The sequence below is a fragment of the Haloarcula onubensis genome, assembly GCF_031624605.1.
Taxonomy (GTDB): domain Archaea; phylum Halobacteriota; class Halobacteria; order Halobacteriales; family Haloarculaceae; genus Haloarcula; species Haloarcula onubensis.
In genome coordinates this window covers 106,503-121,309 of record NZ_JAMQOS010000006.1, presented here as the reverse complement: position 1 = coordinate 121,309, position 14,807 = coordinate 106,503, and the positions used below count along the sequence as shown (strand labels likewise).

Here is a 14,807-nt window from a genome sequence, read left to right as displayed (position 1 = left end):
CTCACATGACTACGCTACTGAAAAACGATATCCGAAAGAGGGTCACTGACCCTCTCGATTCGATTCATCAAGAAACCGGAGACACCCCGTTTCGAGTGTTTTCCGACTGGGTCAACCTAACGCTCGCTAGCTTCACCGGTGATGAAGAAAGCTATCAGAAGACACTCAGCCGATACAGGAGCAACGGGTTCGACGAGGATGCTGTAGACCGACTAGTCAATCTTCATGCTGAGGCTCTCGGGGGGTTAGTCCTCGGGTTGGAAGAGTCAAAGGAGGATATTCTGGGAGGGGTGTACGAACACTACGGCCTTACTAGCGACCGCTTTGGTCAGTACTTCACACCAGGACCGGTAAGCCGAGCGATGGCAGCGATGACTATTCCAGACGACGCGGAGCTACGAGAGGGAACACTTGATGATCCTCTAGTCATCGGTGACATATCCGGGTGTGGGAGTGGACGACTCATTGTAGACACTGCTCGGCAGTTACGGGTAGTTGCCCCCGAGGTTCCGGCTGTCTTCCTTGGATACGAAAAGGATTCGCTGTGTGCAAAGATGGCAGTAATCAATTTCGTACTCAACGATGTCATTGGGTATGTTCTCCTCGGTGACGCTCTGAAACTCAAGCCTCAGAAAGTGTGGTCAGCTGGAACAGGACGGATGCTCAAGGGGGAACGACCAGTATCCGTATTGACTGTTGAAGAGACGGATTGGGTTGTGTCACGATTCTTCGGAGAGGAAGACAGAATCGCTGCTGAAGAAACCTCACAGGGATCTCTTGTCGACTTTGAACTCGGCTAGCCGATGTGGAGAGACTGAAACCGCCGATAGATCGGGTTGTAACGGTTGTAAACTCCGCTATTTTATGCGAAATATCGACGTATTGTAACCCGTGAATGTCGCCCAACGATATCCCACTCTCAGTCGTGAACTACCCCGCCCTACTCAGCAACGCTTCGCGTTGCTTCCTTGAGGGCGGTGCTTCCTGCTTCTGTGACGCGACTTGCATCCACGACCATGGACGAATACTCGCCCCCGTCGGTGGACACAGCGGTTGCAGTCTCCACAGGCGTTTCTTCGGAGTGAACCACTCCTATTTTCGAGAGTCCTCTGTTGAGGACGTTCAGGGCCGCGTTCCAATCCCTATCGAGCTCGAACCCACACGTCGGGCAGGAGTGTTCTCGAACCCATAACGGCTTGTATACCGATTTCCCACACGACGCACAGTCCAAGGTAGTGTTCTCTGGTTTGACCGTGACCACGTAGCACCCGTTTTTTCTGCCGTGGTGCTTGAAAATAGTGATGAGGTCACGCCAGCCAGATTCGGCCTTCTTTCGGGCGTTCTGCGGACTTTCAAGCATTCTTTTGATTTTCAAATCTTCGAGGAACACCGCTGAATTCTCAGCCGTGTAGTAGTGGGCGATTTTGTTCTTGAAGTCCCACTTCTTCTCGCTCATCCGAGAGTGGACTTTCGCCACTCGTTGGCGTTGCTTGCCCCAGTTATTCGACTCGTATTCTTTGCGAGATAACGCCCGTTGCTCACGTTCGAGTCGCTCTCGGTCGTCGGACAGGTCGAGCCGGTCAACGACAATACCGTTTGAGTCGTGAACGAAGTTGAGCACGCCAAGGTCGATACCTACACAATCATCGACAGACAGTGATTTGACTGGCGGTTTCTCGGGTTCTTCAACTTCGATGCAGAACGAAGCATACCACGCTCCGGTGGGTTCTTTCTTTACCGTGACTTCCGAGATTTTTGCGTCTTCGAGGATGTCTCGGTGTAAGCGGATTGGCACCCAGCCGATTTTCGAGAGATATAGCACTCCACGCCCGTTCGGGCCACTCTTGTGGTCGAGTTTGAAGCCTGATTGGTTGTATGTGAAACTGCGGAAGTCTCTCGGTTTCTTCCAGTTCAACGAGCCAACGTTGTAGCCTTTCTTTTTGAGTTTCCCGAGATTTGAGATGTTTCGAGCGATTCGCTCGATGTGGGTTTGCAAGACTTTCGAGTACACGTCTTGCAAATCTGTCCAGTCTTGTTTGAGTTCGGGGAGCTCGTCTCGAATTTGGGTGACTCGTTGTTTCACGGTTCCGTTGGATTCGTCGAGTTGGTTGAATCGGTAGAGACCGTGGTTGTATACTTGCCGTACGGTGTTTCGTGTCCAGTCCAGTGTTTCGCGTTGCTCTTCGGTGGGCAACAGGCGAAAGCGTGGGCTGTACTCCATACGACGTGTCAAAACGTACGATTCAAGCTGTGTTAACGGTATGGATTAGGGTGTCTGATACTCGTGCGGGTGCTGTACCCCCTCCCTACTCGCTCACTTCGTTCGCTCCTTGAGGAAGGGGGCTTAGCACCCTACTTTCCAGCTAAATCCGATGTCGAAGTTGATTCTTACAGGATGCTAACGATAATGGATGGTCCAGGAGTGACAGGGTTAGAGCGGTATTGGCTCGGTTATTTTCGAGAGGATCTACACGACGATGATGGGGCGTTTCTGGCACGGCCAGTGGGACATCACGAGCTACCCCACCCGATGACACGACCTGAAATCGAAGACTGGGCACTTGACCGGTTGAGTGTTCCTGACGACGCGTTCTGAATACTGAAAGCGTTGGGACAGGGGCTGAGTCGGCTCTGTTGAAATCCTCAGCCGGTGATAGCTTTTTCAGGCCGTGCTGAATACAGGGCGCTTATATCGCACATGAGTGGTTACAGAATCAATCAGATTGGGCGGTCAGTACAGATCATAGATTGACCGTCTTCCTTACAGCCACCCGTCGGGCAGTTCGTCCTGATGGCGGTCGATCAATTCGAGGAGCGGTCGCAATTCATCGAATGCAGGACCTCGTGTGACGACGTTCTTTTCGCGGTTCCATTCGATGATGTCGAGGGACTCTAGTTTTGGGAGATGGGTGTGAGCCATCGCAATGAGCATCTCCTCTAACTCCTCGTCATCTGTGGTCAGGTCGCCGGGGATAGACGCCTCGTCTTCGGGATTGTGATCAAGGAGCGTCATCACGAGCCGTCGGCGGTAGGGGTTCCTCAACAGGTCAAACGCTTCTCCAGAACTGAGTGCTCCTACCTCTCGGTTGCTCATGTCTCCAAATGGGCTTTATGCCTGAAAGCCCGTCCCTGTAGTACAACCGGTCTTTATGTACCGTGGCACTGGCAGAGGTGATCATGGCCATCGATTGGGGTTACTCGCTCTCGGAACCCCGTCATGAGGAGACTCGGTGTCAGTCCGTTTTGCCTGCGACCGAATGGCCAACGACGATGTCGAGACCACGACGCATTCGTTGTGAGGCTGCGTTCGAGCTGATACCAATGAGGTCGGCTAGCTCCCCAAGATCGATGTCGCGTGGGATATGCCAATACCCGTTCTCGTGGGCGGTCGCTAGGAGGTCATACTGTTCGCTGGTGAGTTCGCCTTCTTCGAGCTGCTCACCAGGGATCGTTGGATTGTACAGTGCCTTCAGCTCGAAATGGATATTGTTGTCCTGACAGCGTTGGCGGAAGTCAGCAAGCATCGACCGGTTTGCGAACTGCAGACGAAAGGTCCAGCGATCAGAGTTCCCTTCGGCGATCAGGACTTCGGCTCGGCTCTCGATCATCGGCTGGATGAGATGGTCGATCTCGGTGCTCCAGTGAATCTCGAAGAGATACCGCCCGTCGGTCTCCGTGAGCAGTTCGATGTCCTCAGCCAACGGATCGTCGTGAATCGTGGCTTCGATGTCGTCTGGGTCTGCGCCATCAACCCAGAACAAGGGGATGATCCCGTCTCGAATGGGAATGACACGGACGAGTTCGATTTCGATGTCGGGATACTGTTCGAGGAGTTTTCCGAGCGCGAACTTATCGGCGGGGATCTCGATATCGGTAATAACGGTCATGTGAATGTGTACGCGCTACACGATTTTATCACTGGCTCTGAAGAGTAGTAGTGGATATCATGTCCGGTAGCTCTGAGAGCAACCTATTTACGCGCCAATGGACAAGACAGGCGACCGACAGGTGTGAACTTGACAGGCCTAATCAGCGGATATTCTCCTAATTCGCGTCGGAACAAAAGAATCCGTCCTGCTGAATTCACTCTCTGTATCTCGCACGACATCCCTGTCAATTTCTAAGGATATCAACAGAGCCGCTGAGTCGGTGGGTGGTTAGACCCTCCGCGAACTACTCTGGTTTATTTTCCGCGGGCGGACTGGCGGGACAGTGACGGCTATCCAGTGACGCCGTTGACGGAGTCTTTTCCGCCGACGAGGATACCATGGCTACAGAGAATCCTAAGAAAAGCAGCTGCACAGAGCGATCGTTCGCGGTCCACCATCAGAGTGTATTCGTAGAAGATACGGTCAGCTCTGACGGTATCGACGAGACTGAACTGCTCGAAATCGATGACACACCCTTCGAAACCACACTGTCTGACCACGGGCTGGATATCGACACACAGGCCAGAACCCCACGAATCGACAGTGGAGGGAGCCAAGAGTTCGTCGATGACAGACCATTGTCTGCTATCCGAGCGAGCAACGGAGGGAACGGCACGGAGGGGAGACAAGATGCACTCTTCGTCAACACCGAGGTTGACCAGCGGACGTTGGGTGGCGGCCAAGCCAACGCCAGGTGCCTGTTCGAAACTGAACCTCGACAGAAATCCAGACTCAATGCCGATGAGGAATAGCTTGTATCTCCTGCAGGTTTGTCTCACCCGACGAGGTGATGGCTTCGAGAAGTACAGATAGGAAACCTGGCCGGGAACAGCAAGTCTACGATGTCGTAATCGAAATAACTCTGGAAAATACCGACCGAGAGGTAGCTGATGAGTTCTCGATGGCACTGCAGATTAGGGAACTCGACCTCGCCTCAATCGAGGTGATTCTATCGGTGGTTGCGCCAAACCAATGCGCTGCCTACGCCAGAGGGAACGCGCTAGCCCGGGCCGTACTGGATGCTGCCGGTCTCGTCGATGCATATCGTATCGGAGACGTCTCTCTAATCGAGGTACGATGATGCTCGTCTGTCCGGAGTGTCTGGAGGGTAAATTCTCGTGGGTTGTCGAACAGGTTCAGTTCGGTGCAGTGTACGAACTGGAGAACGGGGGATACACCGAAGAGACTTGGAAAAACGGGGATATTGTGGGTGACGACATCGCTGACAACGGGGTATTCTGCTGTAGGTGCATGGAAGCTCGAGCCCACGAAGATCTTGTCCCGACAAACGGTGCCACTGACGACGCTGCAGTCGGGGCAGAATAAGGCCAGTTTCTACCTGTGATAGATCCAGTAGTGTTAAAGACGGTTTTCAGAGCTTTCTATCAAGCCGTAGGATGTGTGAAACGGCCTTAACTAAGATAGATGCAGGAAATAGATACTAATGAGTGAATCCTTCCCAAAGACAGAGAGTGGTGAACCGGATTACGAACAGGCGATTGCGGAATTGACGTTCGACGAAGCCACCCCGGCTTCGCCAGTGTATATCTCCGATGGTACGGAAACGCTGGGAGTTACCGAGGTGGATGAGAAGAGCGGCTCAGTCCGGTTGGAATATTCCGGAGGAGGAACTGGGACAGTCAACCTAGAACAGCTCTGGAACGACTGGGTAGACGGGGGACTCATTTACAAGCAAAAGCGATTCCTGAACACCGAAGAGAGCGTGTATAATACAGAGACACATGCGCCAGTCGCTCGAACGGTTATTGCTGACGCACTGAGCATTGCCCGAGATGAGCTGGGGAATCTCGAATCACGTGCACCCGAGGGTGGTCCTTGGACAGAAGATGTCCGTAACACCATTACCCAATTGCAGATGGCATTAGAGACGGGTGCAGAGCGGTAGCAATTGGATTTTGGCGGATTATAGCGTAACCAGAGTACACTATTTCGACTATCTCAGCATAACGGAGCGAGTCCTGCACCCCGATGTGGAGAACTTCGGAACGTGAGAGACAGCTGAATTTGTCAGCGACGAGCCTATGCGCCGTCAAATACCCGGTTACACCTTCGTCATGGGAAACTCCATTCATTCTAAGAATGTCGCGTCAGGGCCGACTGGTCAACCGGAAAGACGCTCTGAGGGACTCAATGACCACACCGATGTCGCCGAGAAAGTCGCACGAGCCCGACAAGCAACCTATGTTGCATTTCTGTCTCGGCACCCATTCGCGACAGACGCATATGAGGCAGGCTTCGTGACCGGGATTCGTGAAGACTGTAGCCTGCAGACAAATGCTCTACGTAACGTCGACGTCCCAATACTGATGTTGGATAATGACTTCAAGAATCCAGACCGGCAGAGATATCTGTCGCGATTTCGGGAGATCGAGCCCGAAATTGGTGTCGTCGGAGACGCACGTTCAGCCGATGAAGCACATATCTTCGTCGAGGAGGCCCGTAAGCTGAAAACAGAGTACCCAGACTCAACGCTCATCATAGTCCCAAAATGCCACGAGGCAATCGATATCATTGGTTCAGCCGATGTACCGGGCACAGAGATTGTATTAGGCTACTCAATGGGATACTCAGATATCCTGGCCTCAGACTTCTCGGACTACTCGGACTGGCGTGGGCGGCGAGTACACCTGCTAGGAGCAAGCCCCACCAAACAGTGGGAGGTGATTCAGCAGTTGACATCGCCAACGTTGTTCGGCGATCCTCCGGCAGATATCGTCGGCCTGGATTGGAACGGTGCTCACAAAGTAGCCTATGTGGGTGAGTCTTGGAGTCGAGCCGGCTGGCAACGAAGCGACCATCTCTCGATCAGGGAAACGGTGAAGAAGAGCCTTCGTGAGATGCGCTTGTTCTGGAAAGAACGCGGTGTCTGGCCTCGTGAGGGGACGACCCCGGTTGACCGTTTAGGTCAGGCTGTCCAGGTGCCAGACGATGAGGTATTCGCCAACGGAATGCACATCTGTAAACTACCCCACCCTACTTCGCTCACCGCATACGCGGTTCGCTCGTTGAGGGTGGGGCTTTGATGTGGACTCCCGGCGATCAACTGTCAGCGGTTGGCCGATAGCCGTCGCCGTTCAACATCCCACCATTCATACGCACGTCTACTGGTGCGTCTGCGCTCCCCGACGTGGGCGAGGAACGCAGTCTGTGCTGTCGTTTCCGCATATACCGCAACCCGACGTTTTTCGCGCCGTTGTAGTCTGCGTTGATTTCATACCCACACTTCAGACACCGGAACTGCTCGCCATCGCGGTTATCTTCGTGGGTAAAGCCACAGTCGGTGTGCGAACACCGCTGGCTCGTATGGTTTGGCTCGACCTGTTCAACCGCGACACCAGATTCTGGCGTTTTGTATTTGACGTACTCGAGGAGACGACGGAATGCCCAAATATGGTGCCAATCCGCTTGTGGGAGTCGTTCTCGGATGTCGGTTAAGTCCTCGAACACGATTACGTCACAGTCGTGGGCAACCGCTTCGTCAACGATCTCGTTGGCGACTATGTGGATGTACTGTTTCCGCCATGCTCGTTCTCGTTTCCCGAGTCGAAGTAGGGCGTTGTGCGCGGCTTGGGTGCCGCGCTGTTGCATCTCTGTCCGGCGCTTCTCGAACTCTTGTATCCAATGGTCGTACTTGTCACCTCTCCAGAACGTTCCCGTGCTGGCGACGGCAAGACTGTTCACACCGAGGTCGATACCGAGGACTGTTTGGTGCTCGGTATCGTCTGAAACTTCGATTTCAACAGCTTTGCCGTCTGTGTCTACCTTTCGCGTTTTGATGTGGAAGAAGAACTCGTCGGTGGCTTGGTCGTACTGGAGCGTACTCGTCCGAAACTCGTAGTCTTCCGAGAGGACATATTCCTCGTATGGTGTTGGACTGTCTGCTGGCAACTCAAAGTCAACCACAATTCGCCCGTTCACTGTTGAAAGCGAAATTCTGTTGCGGTAGAAGGTGGCACTACGCTTGTCATACACCATACTCCAAGAGGTAAACTCTGGCTTGTTCGTCCGTTTACCTTTCATCCAGCGGTCAACACCACTACCGACGGCGTGGACGGCACGCCGGATGGCTTCTTGGACGAGATTCGCTGTCAGGTCAGTTTCCTCGCGGAGACGGTCGTACAGCGCATCTCTAGCCATCACGTTCGAGGTAACACAGTCTTCGTAGTCGGTGTTGTTCCAGCAGTAGTCACTGGCCTCGTTCGCACAGTACAGAAATTGTTTGGCGGTTTCGTGGAGGTCGTCGTGATACCCTACGGGAACAACGAGTTTGACTGGCGCGGTTCGTCTGACCTCCATATTTCAGATGTCGGTCCGATGGTGTTTAAGTATATGGGGGTCAGTCGGATATTGTCTCATGAATTGTGTCGTGGAGTGTCGTCTTCCTCCTCGGCCTCGAAATGACCCCGATGACAATGAGACGAGCCCACTCGAACATGCAATCGTCGACCAGTATACCGATGGCAGTATCCGGGCATATCGCACAGAAACCGAGCGGGAATATATCGAATACCACGAGGGGCTGATTGAGCGGTAGCGGCGCCGACCAGAGCCAGACTGCCACTATTTCTATCCAGTTTGTCTCCCCCACGAGAGGTGAGGGTTTGATCCCGATGGATTCAATATTAGCGTCAAAGGCCGACTCTCGAAAACCATCTCTCACAGAGGAGAGTATCGCGCACAATCGCCGTGTGAAACATCTTAGCGCTATCGTCAGAGAAGATATCGGACCTGATGTTGAGCGAGCGGCTCTCGAACGGGAGGTAGTCAACTCTCTGTATAATCACCATCCGTCGATCCGGCTTGAAGATGCGCTAGAATTAACGAGCCGCCTGCACGCACCGTCGTCCGAGCGATCGACCGATTCTGCTATCACTGATATCGTCGACGAAGCTTGTACATTTCTGGAGAACTGGAGACGTCTGGGTCTACACACTCACGAGGACCCGAACGCAGCTTTTGATTACTGATGCCTGACCAGACGATACTGGAAACGCTACCTCCAGAGAAACTTCTCGTCGCTAAAAGACTACGTGTGATAGGGGCAGCTTTACGCATGCTCAGCGAGGCGGAGAGTGTTGACCACTATATTTCCCACGAGAAGAAGAATAGGGAGCGACAGGGTGTTCTCAGACTGCTTCAGGACCAGAGAAACAAACTCAGAGAGACCTACGATGTCTCTACAAAATGCAAATCGAAACAGATCCCAACAAGAGTAGCCTGCAGAGAACAGCTAGAGATACTCCATGAGAACTACGAGCCTTGTCTGGTAGAACGAGAGTACGTACCTGATTGGGAAGATCTCTAAGCCCGAATGGTCTGTTCACCGTTCAGTTCAGCTAAAACCCTGAAATCTATAGATACACACCTTTGAAAACTCATTATTAGAATAGCGACTCTCCAAACCTGTACGGAAGGCGACTCCACACCACATTGAATCCGCCCACATAGACAGCTCAACACCACTCCAAAGGTGTAGCCGTCATTCAAGCACCCTCCTAAAGGCTCGAAAATGATATGCTCATTTCCTGCAGGACGGATTTGATGCGTATGGTTTGTCGCAATAATACTTGAACTCTAAAGGTATATAGCACTATCTGTCATGATATCAGCGCAGATGCCCCAGGATTGGGCCAAGCCAATGTGAGATGAGGACTATGTGTCTCGCTGATTTAATACGATTTCCTCAAGATCGTCGTGGTCAAGACCCGCCTTGATCAACCCTTCAAAGAAGTGTTTGTGCTTCTCGATTTCTTCCTTGCCGTCGATCATCAGCTGGCCATTGATCTTCCGGTATCGCTCGTCGACTTTCTCCACGAGATCCTCTGAAATGTAAATCGCAGTATGTGGTCTCGACCGTCTGGTATCAGTATCCGATGAGTCAGAATCGTCGGAGGTCTCACTGTCCGGTTCGCTTTTGTTCGACGAGGTCTCGGCTGTCTCCTCTGCTTGTACCGCTTCTATATTATCCAGGTTATCCGTAGTATCCGAAGACGCTGTCTCGTCGCCCGTTGAGGAGTCCTCATCCTCGTCACTGCTCTGAGGTTTATGCTCCTCAAACCGGTCCATCAGTGGGTTATCGTCGCTCATTGGTATTGCTCCAGGTGATCCGCGATACGGTCGTACGCTGCGATCACATCCTGCTGGGGACCGTCATCCCATGGATATCCGGCATCTTCAGGGTCGTACTCGAATATCGATGTCCGATATTCTATCGCGTGTTCTACGACATCGCGTTCGGGCACATCGAAGACATGGTCTTCACCGAAAGTCTCGAAGAACCACTCCTCGACCTCACGAGCGACATTACCTTGAGACGGAACTTCATTGAGTACGGCTCCAAGCGTCGTGATACTGTACTGGTCGAATTTCGCCTCGATTGTATCGATTTCCTCGAACAGTATCTCCAGACTGTCTCGCGCAATCGTGTTGGGATGACTCGGGAACAGGACGTTTTCAGCTGCTATTAGTGCCCCGTCAGAAAGTGGGCCGAGATTTGGCGGACTGTCAATGACGATGAAGTCGTAATCTGTGTCCAGCCTATCTACGGCCTTTCGCAAAGATTCGTGGCCGCCAGCTTCGGAGTACAGGTATTTTTCGAGGTTGAAGTTCTTCAGGTGGCTTGGGACGATATCGAACTCTGCAGAGTCGATAATTAACCGGTCTAAATCATCATACGTGAGGTCGCCCATATCGCTGAGAACGTCAAACAACGCAAACTCACCAGACCGGTACTCCTCTCGAAGCCCCATTTTGAGTGTTGCACCCCCTTGTGGGTCGGCGTCGACGACGAGAACATCGTGGCCTCTGGCATTTAGCGCCCCTGCGGTATTGATACTGGTCGTCGACTTTCCAACGCCGCCCTTCTGCATTGATATTGTAACTCTAAACGTCATGGATTGTTTGTATTAGTCGTATTATCCGGATTATCCGTCTTATCCGACTCATCCGTGTTATCTACATTATCTCTCTGTGACAGCCAATCTTATAAAATTACGTCAGACACAGTATTTACGGAGTGTTTAGCGTTCTAAGGGAACTTTGACCATACTGGATTATGCGGATAATACGTATGTGAGGGGACTCTGGAACAGAGTGAAATACGGATAATCTATATAATCCAGATAATCAAGATAATCCGTCAGTCCATATGTCGAGGATAATTTGGATTACCTGGATAATCCGTTTAATCCAGCTAACATCAGTAATCCCGATTGCTGCGGATTATCCGTATAATCCATTGAGGCACAAAAAGACGGAATCTACTCAGTCGAATTTTGATTATCCGATTGTGGGGCTTCGTCGAAGGCTTCAGCAGCGAGATCAGCGAGCTCTCCGGCCTCGATATGTGAGTAGTGCTCTCGAACAACCTGCTCAGAGTTATCCAGCAGTCGGGCAGCTTCACCATGTCCGTATTTTCGGACCATTACTTCACCAGCCGCTCGACGAGCCCCATGAGGAGCGAGATATCCGTGGGTGTCATCGTCTAATTCAATTCCCGCCCGATCAGTGAGACGCTTCATGACGTCGCGACCGCCATGCGTCGTCATCGCGGAGGGTGCTACCCCGTACTCAGCACAGAGTTCTATCATCGAGAGTTCCCCTTCAGAGACTTTTTCAAGGCGTATTTTTTCTATTTCTTCGTTATCGTACCCTCTCTCCAGTAGACTGTTAGAGAAGTCCTGAACGAGCGTTGAATACGAGAGCGAAGGGAAGACAGGCCAATCATCAGATGGTGGGTCCAGAACCTGCTTCAACCGTTCCAGGGACGGTACAGCGGGTGCTGGCAGTGCTCGGTCATCCCAGCGCTGCTTCTTCGCGAGCACCTGGAGACTGTTATCCCCAAGCGAAAGGTCGGACCATCGTAGGCCATCTCGACCACGGCGGTCATCGTCGATGTCAGCAAGAATCTCAGCACCGCGAACACCGGAAAAGCAGAGCAAATTGACCAATGCTCGGTTTCGGCAGTCTTTGATCGCGGCTTTCGGGTCATCACTGATAGCGTCAATCGCGTTGTAGGCCTGCTCGTCGACATATGAAAGCAACTGCTCCCGGTGCTCACGGGACCACGCCTGTTGCTCGCCCGATTTTCGTCCCGTGTCTTCTGGCAGCGGTTCCTTGGCCCGAGTGCGCTGGGCTGGGTTCTCTGAGAGATGCCCTTCCCGAGATGCCCATCCGAGGAAGCCCGATACGTGCGCGTAGTAGTTCTTGATAGTGCCTTCAGCCCAGCCCTGGCGGGAGAGATATCGAGCGTACTCTCGAAGGTCAGCGACAGACAGCGCTTCGAAGGTCGCAGGAGAACCAGGTCGGTCAGAGAGGAATTCGAGGAATCGGTCGATCTCACGCTCCGCGTGTCGTCGATAGTTCCCACTCTCGCCGTCCCGCCCTTTTCCCTTGTCGAGCAGATAGTCCTCGACCACCGAGGAGATTGCGACGGCATCCGTCTCAGTGCCGTCGGAGCCTGTCTTTGGCTCGGATGGCATCAGTACGTCACTCCAGGAAGAGCGGTGTCCCAAGGTACTGGACCCGACAGAGGTGTTCGGGCGATTTGATGGAATTTAGCCGGGGTTCTGGGCCGAGACATGGTGTGCGCGTTGGGGGAGGGCGGCCATATTGAAAAAAGTGCTTACGTTTATTGGAGTAAACGTAAGCACTTGAGCTCAAGTCTGTGTTGTCCATATTCGGGGGTTTAAAGGCTCATACACACGGTTTTAGGACTAGCCGACACACCATATACTGTATGCCGCTATACTATTTTTAGCTCGTTGGAAGTTCACAGTTTCGGAGGATAGCCCAGTTTCAGATCGAATTAACATCACTTCGTGGTTCTTCTCACCGACCAGTCCTGATTTGGATCCTTACCGATCGCATCTACTGGGCGGACGTGCGAAATTGCGTAGATTCTGCCGCTCCTGATTAGGGTTGTCACTCCCAAACGGCGGACTCAGGGGGATCAGCCGGTTAGTCGTGTGGAATCAACGACGAGGCAACGAGCTCAACACACTCACCCGCAGTAATCACAGGTGCGTAGTCCATCTCACCTCCCACACTCGCTTTCAGCAGGAAGTCGGTGAGCCGCCAGATATTGTACAAGAGGACCGCGAAAACGAAGTAGAACAAACGAATGCGGTAGTCTTTCGAGGAGGTCTTCGCGAGAAAATCACCTTTGATCGATTTGTACTCACTCTCGATCTGCCACCGGCGGCTGTAGCGCTGACAGAATGTCTCGGCTTCCTCAGGACCGACTCGTAGATTCGTCGCGAAGACGGCCGTTCCCTCCCCACTCGTCGACGGCACGTACAGGAGCCGCATTGGATGCGATCCAGATTCTACATGGATAGAAGCCGACTCAACAGCCACCTCTTGGTCGTCTCCCTCCATTTGTTCGAGCACATCCCGTTCGGAGCTTGAGACTCGCTTCGGAATGAGGTAGTTCACATCGAGGTTTGAGAGTGTCTGGAACACTTGTATCGAGTCAAACTCTCGATCACACAGCACCGTCTCGATCGGAACTTGTTCTTTCGCTCGTCGAACGAGCCGTCGCACAGTACGATGGATCTGATTCGACGGGTTCTCATCCCACTCGGAACTCTCACGGACCGGCTCAACCGCCAGAACGAGCGGGATGTTCTGCCCGATGATCGAGAGGGTTGCGAATTTGAATGCTCGACCGTCTCTGTCCTTGGTCCCGCTGACCATCGGCATTCCTTCGACCTCTCCGTAATAGGGAATAGTCGTGATATCGATTGCAGCGGTGACCGGCCTTCGAAAGGATGCTTCCGAGGCGATCACGGAGAGCAAGCGATCCGTTGTCTCGTTGAATCCGTTCACGAGTTCTTCGGGATCGAACTGCTTGACGGCGCGGAGGTGGGTATCACCATGGGGGCTGTACTCTTCGCCATGGCGATATTGGAAGCGAGTCGCTCCCTGCGCAGTTCCACAGTGGACCATCCCCATGAACGTCTGTAGCTCAAAGAATTGTGTGTCCTCGTACGAGGCGTTCGACGCCCGACCAGAGTCGAAGTGACCGAAGGCGTGATCACGCGCGAGGCGCGTTGTCTGGATGATCTCCTCCTGTGAGAAGGATTTGTCTTCTACTGGATCTGCGGCTTCTTGCTCATCGTCGACGATCTCTGCCTTAGGCCGCACCTCCGGCGCTGAGATGTCGCGATCGTGGACTTCCTTGATGACGTAGTGGGCGGCTGTGGTGACGAACTCCCGGGTCGCCTCGTCGAACCGGTTACGCCAGGTCCGCGAGAGCACCGATTCGTCGGGGATTTTCTCCAAGTCGAAGACAACTGCGAGTTCGGGATACTGGGCGAGCGAACGGTAGCTTTCGCCAGTGAGTTCGCGGTAGAGTAACAAGCGTACCATCCCCTCGAACGAGTGCGGTGCTGGATGCCACTCTGGGTAGCCGTCATTGAGCGAATCGAACAGCCCCTCCAGAGTTCGAAGAGCCGTGCAGAGGGACTGATCGGCTTTGAGTGCCTCTGTGAGTGTCAACCCGACAAGGTAGGCGTCGGTCAATCGGTGCTCCTGAGAAGTCATGTGAGCTATCCCATCAGCCAGTCACACAAGCGGCGCGATCCCATCCTCTTTGCGCAGGAACCGCTGCTGTTGAATCGGTCAGCACAAACAAGTACTCTGTAAGTCTCGCAGCTACGCTTCGTTCACTCATAGCTAACACCTTCATTGATGATGACTCAATCATCCTGCTCGACGTTGAGGGTGAGAAACTGGTCGGGAGATTCTGGAATCAACTATGCTGAGATAACTCGTGTGAGGACAACCAGCTTCTCAAGAAGAGGCGCGGCGTGAGTGGGAAAACTGGCATCTATAGCCCGTTAAATCGGTTTACAG

16 protein-coding genes are annotated in these 14,807 nt (G+C 53.0%); 7 read left to right on the top strand and 9 right to left on the bottom strand.

Annotation, left to right across the window (positions count from 1 at the left end):
- Positions 1-5 precede the first annotated feature (5 nt).
- On the top strand, positions 6-800 hold the full coding sequence (locus NDI86_RS17190; protein ID WP_310901605.1) for an N-6 DNA methylase: 795 nt from the start codon (positions 6-8) through the stop codon (positions 798-800).
- 140 nt (positions 801-940) lie between these two features.
- On the opposite strand, the gene NDI86_RS17185 is transcribed toward NDI86_RS17190, so the two are convergent.
- The 3 genes from NDI86_RS17185 to NDI86_RS17175 form a co-directional block, all read right to left on the bottom strand.
- Complete coding sequence (locus NDI86_RS17185) at positions 941-2,221, bottom strand: RNA-guided endonuclease InsQ/TnpB family protein (protein WP_310901604.1); 1,281 nt, start codon at positions 2,219-2,221, stop codon at positions 941-943.
- Between the two features lie 540 nt (positions 2,222-2,761).
- A complete protein-coding gene (locus tag NDI86_RS17180) occupies positions 2,762-3,094 on the bottom strand; it encodes a DUF7344 domain-containing protein (RefSeq protein WP_310901603.1) in 333 nt (110 codons plus the stop codon).
- A 139-nt stretch (positions 3,095-3,233) separates the two neighbouring features.
- Positions 3,234-3,887, bottom strand: a complete 654-nt coding sequence (locus tag NDI86_RS17175) for a helix-turn-helix domain-containing protein (RefSeq protein ID WP_310901602.1) — start codon at positions 3,885-3,887, stop codon at positions 3,234-3,236.
- Between the two features lie 380 nt (positions 3,888-4,267).
- Here NDI86_RS17175 and NDI86_RS17170 point away from each other — a divergent pair, with 380 nt between their 5' ends.
- The 5 genes from NDI86_RS17170 (at position 4,268) to NDI86_RS17150 (ending at position 6,973) form a co-directional block, all read left to right on the top strand.
- Positions 4,268-4,681: a hypothetical protein gene (locus NDI86_RS17170; RefSeq protein WP_310901601.1), complete on the top strand. Its 414-nt coding sequence runs from the start codon at positions 4,268-4,270 to the stop codon at positions 4,679-4,681.
- A 38-nt stretch (positions 4,682-4,719) separates the two neighbouring features.
- On the top strand, positions 4,720-5,010 hold the full coding sequence (locus NDI86_RS17165) for a hypothetical protein (protein WP_121578230.1): 291 nt from the start codon (positions 4,720-4,722) through the stop codon (positions 5,008-5,010).
- The gene (locus tag NDI86_RS17160) at positions 5,007-5,255 is read left to right on the top strand and encodes a hypothetical protein (protein WP_310901600.1); all 249 of its coding nucleotides are present in this window, start codon (positions 5,007-5,009) and stop codon (positions 5,253-5,255) included. Before NDI86_RS17165 ends, NDI86_RS17160 begins: the two co-directional genes overlap by 4 nt.
- 118 nt (positions 5,256-5,373) lie before the next feature.
- Complete coding sequence (locus tag NDI86_RS17155; protein ID WP_310901599.1) at positions 5,374-5,835, top strand: hypothetical protein; 462 nt, start codon at positions 5,374-5,376, stop codon at positions 5,833-5,835.
- Positions 5,836-6,142: 307 nt separating this feature from the next.
- Positions 6,143-6,973, top strand: a complete 831-nt coding sequence (locus tag NDI86_RS17150; RefSeq protein ID WP_310901747.1) for a DUF6610 family protein — start codon at positions 6,143-6,145, stop codon at positions 6,971-6,973.
- A gap of 16 nt (positions 6,974-6,989) precedes the next feature.
- On the opposite strand, the gene NDI86_RS17145 is transcribed toward NDI86_RS17150, so the two are convergent.
- Complete coding sequence (locus tag NDI86_RS17145) at positions 6,990-8,246, bottom strand: RNA-guided endonuclease InsQ/TnpB family protein (protein WP_310901598.1); 1,257 nt, start codon at positions 8,244-8,246, stop codon at positions 6,990-6,992.
- 40 nt (positions 8,247-8,286) lie between these two features.
- Positions 8,287-8,538: a hypothetical protein gene (locus NDI86_RS17140; RefSeq protein ID WP_310901597.1), complete on the bottom strand. Its 252-nt coding sequence runs from the start codon at positions 8,536-8,538 to the stop codon at positions 8,287-8,289.
- 378 nt (positions 8,539-8,916) lie between these two features.
- On the opposite strand from NDI86_RS17140, the gene NDI86_RS17135 reads away from it, so the two are divergent.
- A complete protein-coding gene (locus NDI86_RS17135; RefSeq protein ID WP_310901596.1) occupies positions 8,917-9,255 on the top strand; it encodes a DUF8129 domain-containing protein in 339 nt (112 codons plus the stop codon).
- 347 nt (positions 9,256-9,602) lie between these two features.
- Here NDI86_RS17135 and NDI86_RS17130 read toward each other — a convergent pair whose 3' ends face one another.
- From NDI86_RS17130 to NDI86_RS17115, 4 genes are all read right to left on the bottom strand, one after another.
- The gene (locus NDI86_RS17130) at positions 9,603-10,037 is read right to left on the bottom strand and encodes a DUF8160 family protein (protein WP_310901595.1); all 435 of its coding nucleotides are present in this window, start codon (positions 10,035-10,037) and stop codon (positions 9,603-9,605) included.
- A complete protein-coding gene (locus NDI86_RS17125) occupies positions 10,034-10,843 on the bottom strand; it encodes a ParA family protein (protein ID WP_284011816.1) in 810 nt (269 codons plus the stop codon). Before NDI86_RS17125 ends, NDI86_RS17130 begins: the two co-directional genes overlap by 4 nt.
- A 366-nt stretch (positions 10,844-11,209) precedes the next feature.
- A complete protein-coding gene (locus NDI86_RS17120; protein ID WP_310901594.1) occupies positions 11,210-12,430 on the bottom strand; it encodes a tyrosine-type recombinase/integrase in 1,221 nt (406 codons plus the stop codon).
- A 478-nt stretch (positions 12,431-12,908) separates the two neighbouring features.
- Positions 12,909-14,495 (bottom strand): transposase, encoded by a 1,587-nt coding sequence (locus NDI86_RS17115; protein ID WP_156586841.1) that lies wholly within the window; start codon positions 14,493-14,495, stop codon positions 12,909-12,911.
- Between the last annotated feature and the right edge of the window lie 312 nt (positions 14,496-14,807).

Excerpts from the sequence above, each read along its gene's own strand:
- NDI86_RS17190 (WP_310901605.1), top strand. The coding sequence starts at position 6 with ATGACTACGCTACTGAAAAACGATATCCGAAAGAGGGTCACTGACCCT.
- NDI86_RS17185 (WP_310901604.1), bottom strand. The coding sequence starts at position 2,221 with ATGGAGTACAGCCCACGCTTTCGCCTGTTGCCCACCGAAGAGCAACGC.
- NDI86_RS17180 (WP_310901603.1), bottom strand. The coding sequence starts at position 3,094 with ATGAGCAACCGAGAGGTAGGAGCACTCAGTTCTGGAGAAGCGTTTGAC.
- NDI86_RS17175 (WP_310901602.1), bottom strand. The coding sequence starts at position 3,887 with ATGACCGTTATTACCGATATCGAGATCCCCGCCGATAAGTTCGCGCTC.
- NDI86_RS17170 (WP_310901601.1), top strand. The coding sequence starts at position 4,268 with ATGGCTACAGAGAATCCTAAGAAAAGCAGCTGCACAGAGCGATCGTTC.
- NDI86_RS17165 (WP_121578230.1), top strand. The coding sequence starts at position 4,720 with ATGGCTTCGAGAAGTACAGATAGGAAACCTGGCCGGGAACAGCAAGTC.
- NDI86_RS17160 (WP_310901600.1), top strand. The coding sequence starts at position 5,007 with ATGATGCTCGTCTGTCCGGAGTGTCTGGAGGGTAAATTCTCGTGGGTT.
- NDI86_RS17155 (WP_310901599.1), top strand. The coding sequence starts at position 5,374 with ATGAGTGAATCCTTCCCAAAGACAGAGAGTGGTGAACCGGATTACGAA.
- NDI86_RS17145 (WP_310901598.1), bottom strand. The coding sequence starts at position 8,246 with ATGGAGGTCAGACGAACCGCGCCAGTCAAACTCGTTGTTCCCGTAGGG.
- NDI86_RS17135 (WP_310901596.1), top strand. The coding sequence starts at position 8,917 with ATGCCTGACCAGACGATACTGGAAACGCTACCTCCAGAGAAACTTCTC.
- NDI86_RS17130 (WP_310901595.1), bottom strand. The coding sequence starts at position 10,037 with ATGAGCGACGATAACCCACTGATGGACCGGTTTGAGGAGCATAAACCT.
- NDI86_RS17125 (WP_284011816.1), bottom strand. The coding sequence starts at position 10,843 with ATGACGTTTAGAGTTACAATATCAATGCAGAAGGGCGGCGTTGGAAAG.
- NDI86_RS17120 (WP_310901594.1), bottom strand. The coding sequence starts at position 12,430 with ATGCCATCCGAGCCAAAGACAGGCTCCGACGGCACTGAGACGGATGCC.
- NDI86_RS17115 (WP_156586841.1), bottom strand. The coding sequence starts at position 14,495 with ATGACTTCTCAGGAGCACCGATTGACCGACGCCTACCTTGTCGGGTTG.